The 14,654-nt window shown below is 64.8% G+C and carries 9 protein-coding genes; 3 read left to right on the top strand and 6 right to left on the bottom strand.

Features of this window, described 5'->3' with window-relative positions:
• Nucleotides 1–35 precede the first annotated feature (35 nt).
• From O2S87_RS03995 to O2S87_RS03985, 3 genes are all read right to left on the bottom strand, one after another.
• A complete protein-coding gene (locus O2S87_RS03995) occupies nucleotides 36–1,841 on the bottom strand; it encodes a methyl-accepting chemotaxis protein (protein WP_475407513.1) in 1,806 nt (601 codons plus the stop codon).
• A 140-nt stretch (nucleotides 1,842–1,981) separates the two neighbouring features.
• On the bottom strand, nucleotides 1,982–2,572 hold the full coding sequence (locus tag O2S87_RS03990; protein WP_475407512.1) for a 50S ribosomal protein L15e: 591 nt from the start codon (nucleotides 2,570–2,572) through the stop codon (nucleotides 1,982–1,984).
• A gap of 629 nt (nucleotides 2,573–3,201) precedes the next feature.
• Entirely contained in the window at nucleotides 3,202–5,250 is a 2,049-nt protein-coding gene (locus tag O2S87_RS03985; RefSeq protein ID WP_475407511.1) for a DUF7997 domain-containing protein, read from the bottom strand.
• 102 nt (nucleotides 5,251–5,352) lie between these two features.
• Between O2S87_RS03985 and O2S87_RS03980 the strand changes: the two genes are divergently transcribed.
• Both O2S87_RS03980 and O2S87_RS03975 read left to right on the top strand, forming a co-directional pair.
• Nucleotides 5,353–7,581, top strand: coding sequence for an alpha-amylase family glycosyl hydrolase (locus tag O2S87_RS03980; RefSeq protein WP_475407510.1), 2,229 nt, complete (start codon nucleotides 5,353–5,355; stop codon nucleotides 7,579–7,581).
• Nucleotides 7,582–7,627: 46 nt separating this feature from the next.
• Nucleotides 7,628–8,674: a TrmB family transcriptional regulator gene (locus O2S87_RS03975; RefSeq protein WP_475407509.1), complete on the top strand. Its 1,047-nt coding sequence runs from the start codon at nucleotides 7,628–7,630 to the stop codon at nucleotides 8,672–8,674.
• 15 nt (nucleotides 8,675–8,689) lie between these two features.
• Here the strand turns inward: O2S87_RS03975 and O2S87_RS03970 are convergent, their stop codons facing one another.
• Nucleotides 8,690–11,158: a DUF2309 domain-containing protein gene (locus O2S87_RS03970; RefSeq protein WP_475407508.1), complete on the bottom strand. Its 2,469-nt coding sequence runs from the start codon at nucleotides 11,156–11,158 to the stop codon at nucleotides 8,690–8,692.
• A complete protein-coding gene (locus tag O2S87_RS03965) occupies nucleotides 11,148–12,632 on the bottom strand; it encodes a proton-conducting transporter transmembrane domain-containing protein (protein WP_475407507.1) in 1,485 nt (494 codons plus the stop codon). Before O2S87_RS03965 ends, O2S87_RS03970 begins: the two co-directional genes overlap by 11 nt.
• A gap of 341 nt (nucleotides 12,633–12,973) precedes the next feature.
• Between O2S87_RS03965 and O2S87_RS03960 the strand changes: the two genes are divergently transcribed.
• The gene (locus O2S87_RS03960; RefSeq protein WP_475407506.1) at nucleotides 12,974–13,990 is read left to right on the top strand and encodes an amidohydrolase family protein; all 1,017 of its coding nucleotides are present in this window, start codon (nucleotides 12,974–12,976) and stop codon (nucleotides 13,988–13,990) included.
• Here O2S87_RS03960 and O2S87_RS03955 read toward each other — a convergent pair.
• The gene (locus tag O2S87_RS03955; protein WP_475407505.1) at nucleotides 13,985–14,455 is read right to left on the bottom strand and encodes an Lrp/AsnC family transcriptional regulator; all 471 of its coding nucleotides are present in this window, start codon (nucleotides 14,453–14,455) and stop codon (nucleotides 13,985–13,987) included. The two genes, O2S87_RS03960 and O2S87_RS03955, sit on opposite strands and share 6 nt — an antisense overlap.
• Between the last annotated feature and the right edge of the window lie 199 nt (nucleotides 14,456–14,654).

Raw genomic sequence — 14,654 nt, 5'->3', positions numbered from 1 at the left:
GAATAAGCGTGTGGTCGACGGCCCCGTGACCGTGACTACTCGACAGCGATCGTCACCGGGTCGTCGAGCGGCTCGTCGTCCGCACCGTCCGCGCCGTTGGTTCGGGTGTCGACCGACTCGTTGGGCTGCTCGACGATGAGCGACTGCTCGCTATCGTCGTCTAGCTCGGTGTAGTCGGTTGGACCGCCGTGATCGACCGCTTCGGCGTCGACGTGGCCCTCGTTGTCGATCTCGAACTCGTCGAGTTGGGCTTCGAGTTCGGTCGCTTCGTCGGCGAGCGTCGAGACGGTGTCGGCGACCGTCGACAGCGAGGTGGTCTGTTCTTCGGCCGCGGCGGCGGCGTCTGCGGCGTCGGCGGCCGTCGAATCGCTGATCGCGGCCACGTCGTCGACAATCGCGGCGACGTCCTCGGCGGAGGTCGCCTGCTGGTCAGTCGCCTCGCTGATCTCGTAGATGCTGTCGCTGAGGTCGGTGACGACCGCGGCGATCTCGTCGAAATGACCCAGCGAGCGTTCGACCGAGTCGGTGCTCTCACTTACGCGCTCGCTCGCAGCCTCGACGTCCTCGATCGTGCGGTCCGATTGAGTCTGGATCGCGTCGAGCCGCTCGCCGATCTCCTCGGCGGCTTCGCGGGTTTCTTCGGCCAGCGATTTGACTTCCTCGGCGACCACGGCGAACCCTTCGCCGCCGTCGCTGACGCGGGCGGCCTCGATCGAGGCATTCAGGGCAAGGAGGTTGGTCTGCTCGGCGATCTCGCTGATGACCGAGACGATCTCGTCGACCTCGTCGATCCGCTCGACGAGGGCGTCGACCGAGTCGGCGGCCTCGGTGATCTCAGCTTCGATGGTCGAGAGTTCGTCGGCGGTCTCGGTGGCCTCCTCGCGCCCCGTCATTGCGGCCTCGCTGGCGGTTTCGGCGGTCCGGCTCACCTCCTCGGCGGAGGCGGCGATCTCCTCGACGGTCGCCGACAGCGTGTTGACCTCCGAGACCGCGGTCTGGAGCTGCTCGCGCTGGTTGTCGGCCCCCGCGGCGATCTCGTCGGTCGCGGCCGCGATCTCCGAGCCTGCCTGATCGAGTTCGGTCGTGCTCTCGTCGACGGCCTCGCTCGAATCCCTGACGGCGGCGGCGAACCCGGTGGTCTCGCCGATCGAGTTCTGGAGCGTCCGCAGCAGTTCGTTGTAGCGGTCGACGACGACCGTGTAGGTCCCCGCCTCGTCGTCGATCACTGTGGGATCGATGGTGGCGGTCAGATCGCCGTCGATGGCGGCGGTCGTCGAAGCCTCGAAGGCGTCGACCAGCCGTTGGAGCCGCTCGGAGCGGGCTTCGATCTCGCGGGTGTGGGTTTCGAGGTTTGCGGCCATCCGGCCCAGCGACTCGCCGAAGGGACCCGGCACCGGCTCGTCGAGGGCGTCGGCGTCGAACTCTTGGTGGGCGAGCGCGTCGGCCTGCGTCGAGACGGTCGTGAGGTACGCCTGCAAGGCGGCAAAGGAGTCGGCCAGATCGCCGACCTCGTCGGCCTGTTCGACGTCGACGGGGTCGGTGTCGACGTGGCCCCGCCCGATGTCGTCGGCCGCGGTCTCGATCGCTTCCAGCGGATCGATGAGGTCCTGTCTGATGATCAGGAGGGTGTTGTAGAACGCGACGACTGCGCCGACGAACAACAGGCCCTGAAGCACCCAGAGGGCGGTCCCCACGAGCGCGAACGGCAGGGCGAACAAGGCGATAGCGACGCTGAACTGGATGGCGACCGCCGCCAGCAGCTTCCGCCGCAAGGAGTCGGTGATGCCAAGGCTGTCCATCATCCCCCAAAGGATGGCCTCGTAGGTGTCCATCAGTGACATACGTACCTATCTCGGAGCGTGACTATTGAACCGCGGAGACGATTTTTATTTCGTGAGAATCGACCCAAGCAACGCTCGTGGTCCGTGAATAATTAAAACGCATGTCGACCGTGCTGGCGGCGTTGGGCCGCCGGATCGGGTTATTTGCTGCGGTTGCGGTCGCTGTTGACGCTCGGGCGGGCGTGCTCGGTGCCTTTGCCGCGTTTCTGCATGCCACGACCCTTGTCGCCAGCGCCGGTGAGACCGCGGAACGCGCGGCCTTTGTGCTGGGACTCGCAGATCCAGTTGAGGTCGTCGTCGTTCTGGATGGCCGGGTGGGCGGGATCGACGAGGATCACTTCGTGCCACTTCTGCGAGCCGTCTTCGCCAACCCAGTAGGAGTTGAGCACGCGAAGGTTGGGGAACTTCCGGGAGGCTCGTTCTTCGGCGATGCGCTGGATCGATTTCCGGCGGCCGATGCGGTTGACACCCTGTCGTTTCGAGCGTCGACCGGCTTTGTGCCGCTGTTTGCGTGCGTTACCCTTTCGGACGGACACGCGAGCGACGACGATGCCCTGTTTGGCTTTGTAGCCCTGCGAGCGGGCTTTGTCGAGGCGGGTGGGGCGGTCGACGCGTTCGATTGCGCCCTGGTTCCGCCACTCCTGTTTTCGCTGCCATTGCAGTTCGGCGAGTTTGCCCTCGCCGGGGTTTTTCCATGCGTCTCGGATGTGCGAGTATGCGCTTTTTGCCATTGTTGTCCTCGGGCGCTTGCGATTCAGTCGAGTGAGTCGACCACATTTCGTCCCGGCGAACCGGGTGCCCACTGGTGGCCCGTTTCCAGCGAGTTGGCTGTTCTACTGCCGAGACCTGTTTAATGGCTTCGGGTTTGTGGTGGTGCGTGGTTGTTTGGCATGGTGAGGGTCGACGGTGTTTCAGATTCACAATAGGGGCTGTGATTGCTATACTACGTTGCTGGGTCGACCGCTATCACTACAGAGAGCATAGTCGGGATACCTTCGTTCGCAAGTACGCTCTAATACGTTAGTAGGATCATTAATGTCTGTCGCGCGTTTAGGTCTGAATATGGGAAGAACCAGTAATACACCCTTGCCCGGATGATATTGATTCTCCTCATCACCGCTATCGCTCCAGTGTCGTCCCTGGAGGCGGTTGCACCACCTCACCCCCTCAGCTTTCCCCCTCGGCGCAAATTTTGAACCATCAAACTTCGTATACCGCTGCAAGATTCCTCTTCGCAGTCTCGCACATTTAGCCGAACTTTTAATTAGCAAAATATTTTTCGCAGGTCGACTCTCCAAATATGTCAATTTCCTTATAACCATAATAGGAGAACAGTCGACCGCTGATCGCCTAGGTGGCTTCAGTCGGCGGCGATCTTGTGAGCAGCGTACAGCACACCCCGCTCGTCCATCAGCGCAACCGTCGCCAGTCGGAGCGCATGCGGCCACCCCAGCGGCGTCGCGCTGTCTGGTTCGCCCGTATCGAAGAACTGTTCGGGGAGATAGCTGGTGTCCTCACACAGCACGCCACCGGGCAGCACGAGCTCCAGGAGCTCCCGCGCTCGCGCGGCGGCTTCGACGGCCCGCTTGTCGTCGTGATCCGCCAGCAGTGCGCCCAACTGGGCGGCGGCGTTCGCCCCCCACCCGGTAGAGACCGTCCAGATCTTTTCGTGGTCCTGGTGGGCCTGCCGCCAGCGGTCGCCCTCGTAGCGGAACAGGCCCGCAATATCACTTTCTTCGGGGTCGTGCCACAGTGCCTTGATAATCGTATGCGTGTGCGAATCGAGCTGGTCGAGCCGGTAGTCGTCGACCGTCTCGATCTTGCTGTATGCGCGGTGGGCACCGACTAAGGCGAGGGTGGCCGAATCGGCCCGCCGGTCGAGTCCGCCGCCGCCGTGTTCGCGCAGCGCGAAGATACCGCGATCGTCGAGCCAGAGGTGGTTGATCGCCTCGTAGACTCGCCGGGCTTGCTCGTGAGCGTGGTCGGCGATGTCGAGGTCAGTCGCCGCCAGCGCGCTGTAGGCCTCCAGGAAGGTCGCCGTCGTATGGGTGAACCGCCCGATGGAATCCTCCCACGCGTTCTGACAGACCATCGGTCGACCGTCGGCCTCCAGGGTTCCGTCGAGGCTTTCGAGCGCCGACTCGAGGGTGTCGACGACCCGCGCTTCGAGCTCGGCGTCCTCGATGCCGGATCGGTAGAAGTTGGCGAGGAAGGCGATCACGCTGCCGGTCTGGTCGGCCTGATAGTCGTCGTCGCTCCCGGCTTCGAGCTTAGCGTTGGCCCACCCCGGCGCGAGTGCGCCGTTGTGGGGCCACACGCGGTGGGGCCAACTGCCGTCGTCGCGCTGGGTGTCACAGTAGGCGCGGGCGCTTTCGGCGTGCCACTCGTCGAGCCCGAGATTGAAGTGGTGGTCGGATTCCAGAACGAACCGCGAGATCTCGGCGTCGTCGCGGAACCAGGTGTAGCCGTACCCCCCGGAGTAGCGATAGTACGGATCGAAGTTCGGCCCGGCGATCCGCAGGCCGGTCTTGCCGCGCAGCAGCGACAGCACCCGAACGTCGGCACTGACGGCTTCCCGGAGCATTTGCGAGCCGCCGCGGCGCTTGCCCACCGGGAGTGCGGCCGTCGCAGCCTCGGTGAACGCGGCGCTGTCGACGAACTCTTCGCGCAGGTCCGCCAGGCGATTAAGCGTCGCCTCGCGGTCGGTCTCGGTCCAGTCAGCCAGGAGTGTAATCAGCGTGGTCGACTCGTTGTGGAGCGGGAGCGAACAGATCAGATCGCCGCTGAGTCGGTCCTCGGAGTACCGATGATCGCCCGCCGGTCGCGGGTACTCCGTGGGTTCGTCGTCCAGCAGGTCCTCGAAGGCGACCGGGATCTGTCCGCGAACCTGGGTAAAGCCCGTCGTACTGGAGACGAAGTCGTGTTCGCGCTGGTGGTAGACCTCGATCACGTCCTCGTGGTGGAGTTGGCCTACTTGGCTGTCTTGGCCTTCGGGGGCCAACGACAGGTAGGCGACCAGTTCGACGAACTCGTCGCCCACACCGATTTCCGTGGCGTCGAATCGCGTCAGATGCGCGTCGCCCACTGTGAGATCCAGCTGGGTAAGTGATCCAAAGGGTGTGTCGTGTGTCGTCTCGACCAGCGTTGTCGACCCCTCGTACGTCTGTGTCGGCTCGGTTTCGTCGAACCAGTAGGTTTGGCCGCCGACCCTGAGGCCGAACCGCGATCGCTCGATGCCCGTCAGTCCCGATAGTGGATACCCGAAATCCCGCAGACTACCGCCGTCGACATGCACGAGTCGCCGGCCGTCACCGGAGAAACGACCAGTAATCGTGCGTCGTTCCCCCGGAAATCGGGTTGTATTTCCCGATGACTGTTTAAAATCATCGAGTGTGTCACGTAGTTGCACACCTACATCCTCACTTGCTGTGTATTAATTCTTGGTGTATTTGTTGTTCACACGTTTTTTCCAACGACAACAGTCAAGACGGTTCACCACTGGATACAGAGCATGGACGCCCCAGGTCCGCCACGGTTCGTGTCGGTCGGTGACCGTGTCGACCTCGCCCCACGGTCGCCCGACCCCGACGCCACCTACCGGTGGACACTGATCGACCGTCCCACCGAGAGCAGCGCCGAGGCAGGCTTTGAGCCGTGTATCGAGTTCACTCCAGACGTGCCGGGTCGGTATCGACTGGAACTCGAAACGCCCGACGAAACCTTCCTCCAGACCGTTCGTGCCTATCCGAGCGACCGACAGTCTACCCAGGTCGACCTCCCGTTCGACGAGCTGCCGATCCCCGTCTCCGAGGTCGACTCGGTGTCGGTTATCGGGCCGTTCAACAAGCAGGTCGTCGGCCGAACCCGGCCGAGCCGTCGAGACGACCGGTTCGTCGTCGACCTCGATCTCCCGCCGGGGACGCACCCCTACGCCTTCTGTCTGAACGACCAGTTCGACCAGCAGGTCCACGACGCAGTCACCGTCGACGGGCCGGGTCGACCCCGGTGTCGGCTCGACGGCCGCGTCGACGACGAGACGCTCGTGGTCACCGCCACCGCAACCGCCGCGCCCGACACCGACCACGCCGACGCCGATCTCGACGTCGACCTCCTCGTCGACGACCGCGACTGGCTGCCCGAATCGGCCTACGAGATCGACGGTCGCGAACTCCGTGTGCCGGTCGACGCGGTGCCCGAGACGCTCCGGGTTCACGCCGTCGCGGTGGGCGAGCGACGGTCGGTCGCCGACACGCTCACGATTCGCCATCACGAGAACTCGCTCGCCATCAGTCGACCGAACGATCCACCCGAGTGGGCGCGTTCGCCGACGGTGTACGAGATCTTCGTTCGCTCGTTCGCCGGCGAGACGCCGCCGAGTACCTTCCGGGAGATCGAGCGCCGTGTCGACTATCTCCAATCGCTGGCGGTCGACGTCCTGTGGCTGACGCCTGTGCTCGCGAGCCCGACGAAACACGGCTACCACACCACCGATTACTTCTCGATGGCGGCCGACCTGGGCGACCGCTCGGCGTTCGAATCGCTCGTCGACCGCTGCCACGAGGCGGGCATCCGCGTCGTCTTCGATCTCGTCATCAATCACACCTCGCGGGATCATCCGACCTTCCAACTCCATTCGGCCGGTCTTCCCGAGTACGCCGACCACTACCGGCGTGTCTCGCGAGCCAACGACCACACCGGCGTCGACTGGGCCGGCGAGGGCGCTCCCGAGTTCTACTTCAACTGGCAGCGCATCCCCAATCTCAACTACGACTCGCTCGACGTCCGCCGGTGGATGCTTGAGGTGGTCGACGAGTGGGCCGACGTGGTCGACGGCTTCAGGTGTGACGTGGCGTGGGGCGTTCCCCACGGCTTCTGGAAGGAGGTCCGCGAGCGCGTCCCCGACGACTTTCTACTCCTTGACGAGACCATCCCCCGAGACCCCCACTACCACGAGGCGGAGTTCCACATGCACTACGACACCGCCCTCTACGGGACGCTCCGCGACATCGGCCATGGCAGCGCGCCCGCCGAGAAGATCTTCGAGGCGCTCGATGATGCGGTCTGGCAGGGCTTCCCCGAGTCGGCGGTCCATTTGCGGTACATCGAAAACCACGACGAGACACGCTACTTAACCGAGTGTGACGAGGCCGCCCTGCGCGCGGCCGCTGCCGCGACGTTCACGCTGCCGGGTGCGCCGATGATCTACTACGGTCAGGAGCGCGGGATGACCGCCAAACGCGGCCCGATGAAGTGGCACGACGGTGACGCCGCCCTCACCGACTTCCATCGGGCGCTGTCGACGCTCCGACGCGAGTACTCCGTTTTAAAATCGGGCGGGATCGAGCCGCTGGATGTAGAGGTTGCCGAGCGGCCCAAACCCGCAGACGCGGGGGCCGACACCCCCGACGAGTCGACGTCGACTGATGGCGCTACGGCCCCCGACGAGAGCCAGGACAATGCCACCCCGCCAGTCGTCGTCGCCAACGGCGACGGCAAAACCGCGGGAGCCGACCGCGTCGTCGCCTTTGCCCGTGATGACGGCGTCGACCGCCTACTGGTCGTCCTGAACTTCGACGACGAACCACGGGCGATCAGGCTGCCCGAGCCTGTCGCGTCGACCGATCTCGTCACGGACCGACCGCTCCGCAAGCGCTACGCACAGACTGACGACGCCGAAGCCGACCGGACCGATCGACCCTACCTGCTCGTCGACGACGTCGTGGTCTGTCGATCGGCGTAGGCTCTTGGACACGCAGCGTTAAGTGATGGCACAGTGCAATGGAGCTATGGACGATGCCACGCTCCGGGCGCACCTGCGACGGTTCGGCCTCTCGGAAAAGGAAGTCGACACCTATCTGACTCTTCTGGAGCATGGCGAGGCAACTGCCAGCACGATCGCCGACGTGGCGGGCGTCTCCAAGCGCTACGTCTACAGCGTCAGCGAAACGCTTCAGGATCGCGGGTTCGTCGACGTCTCGGACCACGCGGTACCGACGACGATTCGAGCGCGGCCGCCCGAAACCGTCGTCGAGGAGCTGGTTCGGGACGCTGAGGCGATACAACCTGCCCTCGAATCCCGCTACACCAGCACCGAGCCGTCGACCGATCACTTCGAGGTGGTCAAAAGCCGGGTAACCGTCTGCAAGCGGCTCCGGTCGTTCATCGCCGATGCCGAAGAGGAACTGACGCTGTCGGTCCCTCATAGGCTCGTTGCGGAGATCGCCGACGAACTCCGAGCCGCGCGGGACCGCGGCGTGCTGGTGATCCTGCTCGTTTCGGGAACCGTAGAGCTCCCAGTGGAAACCACACGGCTGGCCAGCGTCACCCGTGTCTGGCGCGAGCGGATGCCGACGATGCTGACTGCCGACCGACGCGAGGGACTGGTCGCCCCCATTGAGATGTTGACGAGCGCCCACAGCGACACTCAGGCGATCGTCTTCGCCCAGAAACACCTCGGGCCCGTCATCGTCGCCTCGTTTTTCGGCAACTACTGGCCGGTCGCCCGCGAGGCCAGCGTCGACGATCCTGCGGCCCTCCCACTTCCCGCCGAGAACTTCCGGCAGATCGTCTTTCAGGCCACGCTGTGGCTTCGAGACGACGCTGACCTCCACGCAGAAATCGAGGGCCGAACCACCGCCGACAACGAGCCGGTCGACCTCTCGTGTCGCGTCGTCGCCACGACCCAGGGGCTGATTGAGCCGACCAACAACTCGTTTCCGGTCGAACACAGCTTGCAGGTCGAATCCGGCGGCGAACGCTACACTGTCGGCGGCTACGGTGCGTTCCTCGAAACCATCGAAGCCGACCGCGTCTCCCTCGCGCTCGCTGAATAAGGACGAGAAACCGTATCAGTCGTCGGCGACCGGCTGGGCCGTCTGTGGTTCGGCCACAACCCCAGGCTCGCCGACCGCTTGCCACTCGCCGTCGCCCTCGTAGGCGACGGCTGCGTGGTCCTGTGTCGGGTCGACCACCGAAAGCGAGAGCCAGCCGTTGTCCAGCAGTTCGGCGAGCCCCTCGTTTGCTGCGAGCACCTCGCGGACCTGCTCGACGGGCGCGTGGATCACCGTCGACAGACGCAGCGGCTGGTGGTGCGGCTCGTCGTCGGCGTCCATCACCGATTGGAGGGGGAGTCCGGCCATCAGGTCGCCGCCGTTGCCCTGATAGACGCCGACGTTGCCGACGGGGTTCTGGGTGACCTTCGAGCCGCTGCCGTAGACCGCGGTGTCGACCGTCGCAAAGTAGTACTGGGTGTTGATCCACTGGGTGACGACCATCGGGCCGGTCATGATCGCTTCGAGGGCGTCGCCGTCGGGGTCGGTCGTCCAGTCGTACGAATGCAGGAACGACCGGCCGTCGAGATCAAGCTCGCTGGTGAGCGCCGACGGCCCGATCACGAACGCTGCGTTGCCAGCCAGCCCCCACTCGGGACGGGTTTCGGCCCAGTCGACTGCGCGGCGTGCGGTCTCGCTGATCGGATCGCTCTCGGAGGCCGCGTCGGCGTCCACGCCCATCGCGTCGGTACGTTCTGCCGCGGCGGCCTCACGGGCGGTTTCGAGGTCCGCACGGAGCGCGTCGACATCCTCGTGGTGACTTTCGGGAACCGAATCGTCGTAAAGGGTCACCTCGTCGGTCGTCGTGTTGTGTTCGGCCGCGAGAAACAGGGTGTCGTCGGGAATTTCGAACCCGCGCTCGCGGAGTCCGTCCCTCACGGCCTCGCGGTTGCAGATGGCCGCCAGCACGCGGGCGTTCGGCCCGCCGCGGTGGCCAGCGCAGGCTCCACAGTCCAGACTCGAATCGAACGGATTGTTCGCCGTCTCGCTGGCGTGGCCGGTGAACACGACGAGGCGGCCAAAGGTCTTCCAGCCCATGAGTTCGAACGCCGTCGCGGCGTACTCGATCTGTTCGTCCATCGTGAGCCCCTCGCGGAGCGCGTGGATGCCGTCGGGGTTGTAGTCGACCCGCGGCTCGCAGAACGCGTGGGTCTCGGGCGCGCTGTCGACCGTCTCACGCGTGGCGGCGAGGCGGTCGGGTAGCAGCGTGCGAGCCGCCAGTGCGGCCCCGTAGCCCGCACCCGCGCTCTCGACGAAGCTGAAGGCGGTCGCAGCGTTGGATTTCAGCGCCTCGAGCAGGCTCGCGCCCACGTCCTTCGTCTCGTGCCACTGGTCGTGATGCTCGTGTTCGGGCCCGCAGTCGTGGCTCGGACGCTCGGTGATGTGGTGTTGGGCATCGAGGATGGGCGGACAGGCGTCGACGGTCACCTCGGAATCGTAGCCCTCGTAGCGCATCGGGATGCCGAAGAAGCCAGCGTAGCCGTGGGTCTCGTAGTGGCCCGTCGACTCGATGTGGCGACGGATCACCTCCGAGCGGGTGTCGATACAGAAGACGAGCTGGGCGTCGGGACGGGTCGTCGGTCGACGCTCGGCCAGCGACTCGCTTTCGCTTGTGACGGCCTCGACCAACTCGCCGCGGTAGCTGGCCTCCCACGCGCGTAGCCAGACCTCCGCAAGCGGGATTGCTTTGCCGTCGCTGTTGGCATCGGTCGACGGCTCGGCCGACGGCTCAGTCGACGCTGCGGGCTCGATCGGCGCGTCGAACTGGGTTGCGAGCGCGAGACGGACGGCCAGATAGCCCGAAAGCGAAATGGGACAGGTCGACTGCCAGTCGCCGTCGTCGGCTGCGCGCTGTTTGATGAAGCCGGTCCAGCCGGGTAGGGCGGCGAACTGCGCTTCGGCGATCGACTCCCACTCGTGTGGCGGGAACTCGGCAAGCGCGTCCTCGATAACTTCCTCGGGCTTGTCGGGCAGGGTGGCGATCGCCGCCGGGTCCGGAAGCTCGCCGTCGTAGCGGGCGACCTCGCGGAACGCCGTATAAAAGCCCTGCTCGCGGTTCGGCATCGGCCACTCGGCGGTCCCCTCGGCGAGAAACGCCGCCAGCCACTTCGTCAGCAAGCTGTCGACGCGGTCGGTGGCCGACCCCTCATCGTCCGTGGTGTCGTCAGCAGGAGTCGACTCAGCTAACCGATTGAGGAGCGCCTCGGGCTTGTCGTCGTAGCCGTGGACGGCGAGTTCGGCTGCCAGCACCTCGGGGTCGATCTGCCCTTGTTCGTAGGCGCGGCCGAAGACATCGGCGCTCGGGTAGCTACGGCCGCCGAACAGCGCCTCGGCGCGCTCTGCGGCCTCGTGGAACGGTCGGTCTTCGAACCCCGCAAGCGGGTTGGCCGTCACGAACGAGTGGATCGGCCAGACCGAGCCGACGGTGGCTACTGCGCGCTCAATACAGTCGTGTAGGTTGTCCGTTTCTGTGTGTTCAGTGTGCATTGTATTCCTCCGCGGAGATGACGAGCGTCTCGGCTGGCGGCTGGCTCGCGTTCAGCAACAGGACGTACAGCCGTGTGCTGCGGCGGTAGGCGTCGGTCTCGATGGCGACGTACGCCAGGAGGAACACGGCGGCGATGATGGCGTGAACCGCCGTGAGCTCGGTCGGGGCGGTCACCAGCGGGAGGTCAGCGAGCAGGACCTCCATCCCGCGGTACACCACGCCATAGAGTGCGATCGCAGGCAGGAAGATCAGCGGCACCGCCCCGTAACGAAGCGTCGACGGAAGCGCCGACTGCGTGACGACGCTCCGGCTCGCCTGTAAGGTCATGAGAATGACCACCAGCGTCAACAGCAGGCCACTGTCGAGACTCGTCCCTTTGCCGGTCAACGCCGCGAATACGAGGCCACCGGCCACCGCGGTCACGATCGTCGCCGTCGCCCCGAGGACGCCCAGCGAGGACTGATTGTGGCTGTGACTCTCGGGACTCGTGTGCTCGACCGACTCGCCTGCCGAGAGGAACTGGTAGGACTTATAAAATCCGTGGAGGATCAGGTGGGCGATTGCGGCGGCGAAAAAGCCGAGGCCGACCTGCATGATCATAAAACCCATCTGACCGACCGTCGAGCAACCCAGCCCGCGTTTGACGTCCGGCTGGACGGATTTGAGCAGCTTGCCGCCCAGCGCGCTCGTCGCGCCAACCGCCAGAACGACCAGCAAGATGCGCGTGTCGACGCTGATCACCGGCGCGAATCGGACCAGCAGGATGCCACCGGCGTTGACGAATCCGGCGTGCATCAGCGCCGAGGCCGGGGTCGGCGCGTTCATCGACGACAGCAGCCACGTGTGGAACGGCAGCAGCGCCGACTGGATCATCGCCGCGAGTATCAGCGCGCCCGCGGCGAGCCAGACGACGCCGGTCGGCAGGGCCGCGACCGAGGCGTTGAGTCCCGAAACCGTCGACGCGCCCGTCGTCCACCACAGCGTGCCCAGCGCGAGCGACAGCAGCGCGCTGCTGGCGAGGAAGGCACGGCGGGCCAGTCGCGCGGCGGCTTGGGCCTGCGGCCAGCCCGTAATCGTCCCGATCAGCGACGCCATCACCAGCCCCATCGCCAGCCACGCCGCCGCGAACAGCGCGACGTGATCGGCGGCGACCAGCATCGACGCGACCAGCGTGAAGCCGAACACGCGGCGGAAAAACCGCTCCATGTGTTTGCTCCCGGTCATATAGCGGCGCGAGAAGCTGTGGACGGTGCCGCTGACGAACGTGATCACCGACCACATCACTAGCGTCAGGCCGTCGACCGAGATGACCCCCGAAAGCTCCCAGCCATCCTGGAAGCCGAGGGCCACAAGGCCCAGACTCGCCACCCACAGCAGCCAGACGAGCCGCGTGAACAGTCGGGGCTCGCGGGGCGTCGACTGCCTCGATTCGGGAAGCGCTCCAACCGTCGTCGGCGTGTCGGTGTCTGTCATCGTTTGTCCGGCGGCGAGCCAGTGGCCCACAATCGAGATCGGGGCCTACTTTGGTCGCCGTTACTCCACTAGACGAACGATATGTGTATTAAATTCTTCTATTCGACCAAATCGTTCGGTAAGAAGATAATTATAGAACATTATGTTTTGGTATCGAACAGTGGACTGTCGACCGCAGTATCGTCTTCTGGGCCACGCTCCGGGTAGATTTCGTTCTTCGGTTGTCGGTCGACGTCGACCTGATCGCTGTCGGGTACGGTCGGGTATCGGTGGGTTCGTTCCCGAACCGTTCGACAGCCACGAATGGGAACGCATATTGGGACCAGTGACTCCGGTTTGGCATGAACGAGTTCGAGGGGACGGTGCTTGCCGGGGAGTTGTTCGACCCGATCGAGGGGCGGGTGGTTGTCGACGACGGGCAGGTCGCGACCGTCGAGGAGACGGCGACCGCGTCGACCGACATCATTCTTCCGGCGTTCGTCAACGCTCACACCCACATCGGCGATTCGGTCGCCAAGGAGGCCGCCGTCGGCCTCTCGCTTGAAGCGGCGGTCGTTCCACCGAACAGTCTGAAACACCACCGACTGGCCGCCGCCAGCCACGACGAGCAGGTCACCGCCATCCGGCGGACGATCCGGTTCATGGCTCGGACGGGCACCGCCGCGTTTCTCGACTTCCGCGAGTTCGGCGTTGAGGGCGCGCGAATTCTCCGGGAGGCTGAAGCCCCGGAGGACGTTGCGGCCTTCATCTTCGGCAGCGACGACCCCTCGGTGCTCGACATCGCCGACGGCTTCGGCGCGAGCGGCGCCAACGACGACGATTTCGCTGGCCGACGCGCTGCAACCCGCGAGGCTGGTCTGCCGTTCGCCATCCACGCGGGCGAGCCCGACCCGACCGACATCCACCCCGCCCTCGACCTCGAACCCGATCTGCTGATCCACATGGTCCACGCCGAGCGCGAGCATCTCGAACGCGTCGACGAACAGGGAGTCCCCATCGTGGCCTGCCCGCGAGCCAATCGGGTCTTGGGGGTTGGTCGACCGTCGATCCGCGACTTACTCGATCACACGACCGTTGCCCTCGGGACGGACAACGTCATGCTCAACGAGCCGTCGATGTTCCGTGAGATGGCCTACACGGCCAAAACGTTCGACGTGACCAGCCGCGAAGTGCTGCGGATGGCGACCACGGCGGGTGCGGAGGCAGTCGGTCTCGACTGTGGGGTAATCGAACCGGGTCGACGGGCCGCGCTGCTCGTCGTCGATGGCGACTCGGATAATCTCTGTGGGATCGACGATCCGGTCGACGCGGTGGTCCGGCGGGCGAGCGCCCTCGACGTGAAACAGGTCGTTCTATAACTCTTCTGGGGAAAACTCGCCGAACGGCGTCGATTCGTGGCTCCGGACGAGCACCTCGTCGGCGACAGTCAGCCCGAGATCGAGTAGTTGCTGAGCGACCGGTGTGACCTCGTTGTCGGTTTCGCCCACGACGGTCACCAGCAAGTTCTGCTCGCCGGTGACCAGTTCCTGGACCGAGACGACGCCGTCGATGGCGAGAATGTCGTCGATAAGCCCGCCGCGTTCGGCGATCGGAGCCGTGCAGAACAACAGCATCCGCATCGGATACCCCGATCGCTGATAGTCGACTTCGGCGCTGTAGCCCTTGATAATGCCCTCGGATTCGAGTCGCTGGATCCGTTTACGGACTGTACTGTCGGAGGTGCCGGTCCGCTCGGCGATGTCGCCGGAAGACATGTTGCGAGCGTCCTCCTGCAGCGCGTGGAGGATCGCCTTGTCGACGTCGTCGATCTCCTCAATGGCCATACTACGTAGGTAGCCAGCCGATAGCAAAGTGACTTCGGCTTCTGATGGATTTCGGTACGAGTTGGATTTTAGTTGCTCCGTTTATCGCAAGACAGCTCCCGTATTGAATCACTTACATAACAAATTCTCCTGTCTGAGTCGCTGAACTGCCGAATTTCTAGATACAGACATTGCAGAAGCACCCAAACCAGACTATCCA

The organism is Halohasta sp. A2, assembly GCF_056175805.1.
Note: the sequence above shows the minus strand (reverse complement) of the source record. Positions and strands in the feature narration are given on the sequence as shown.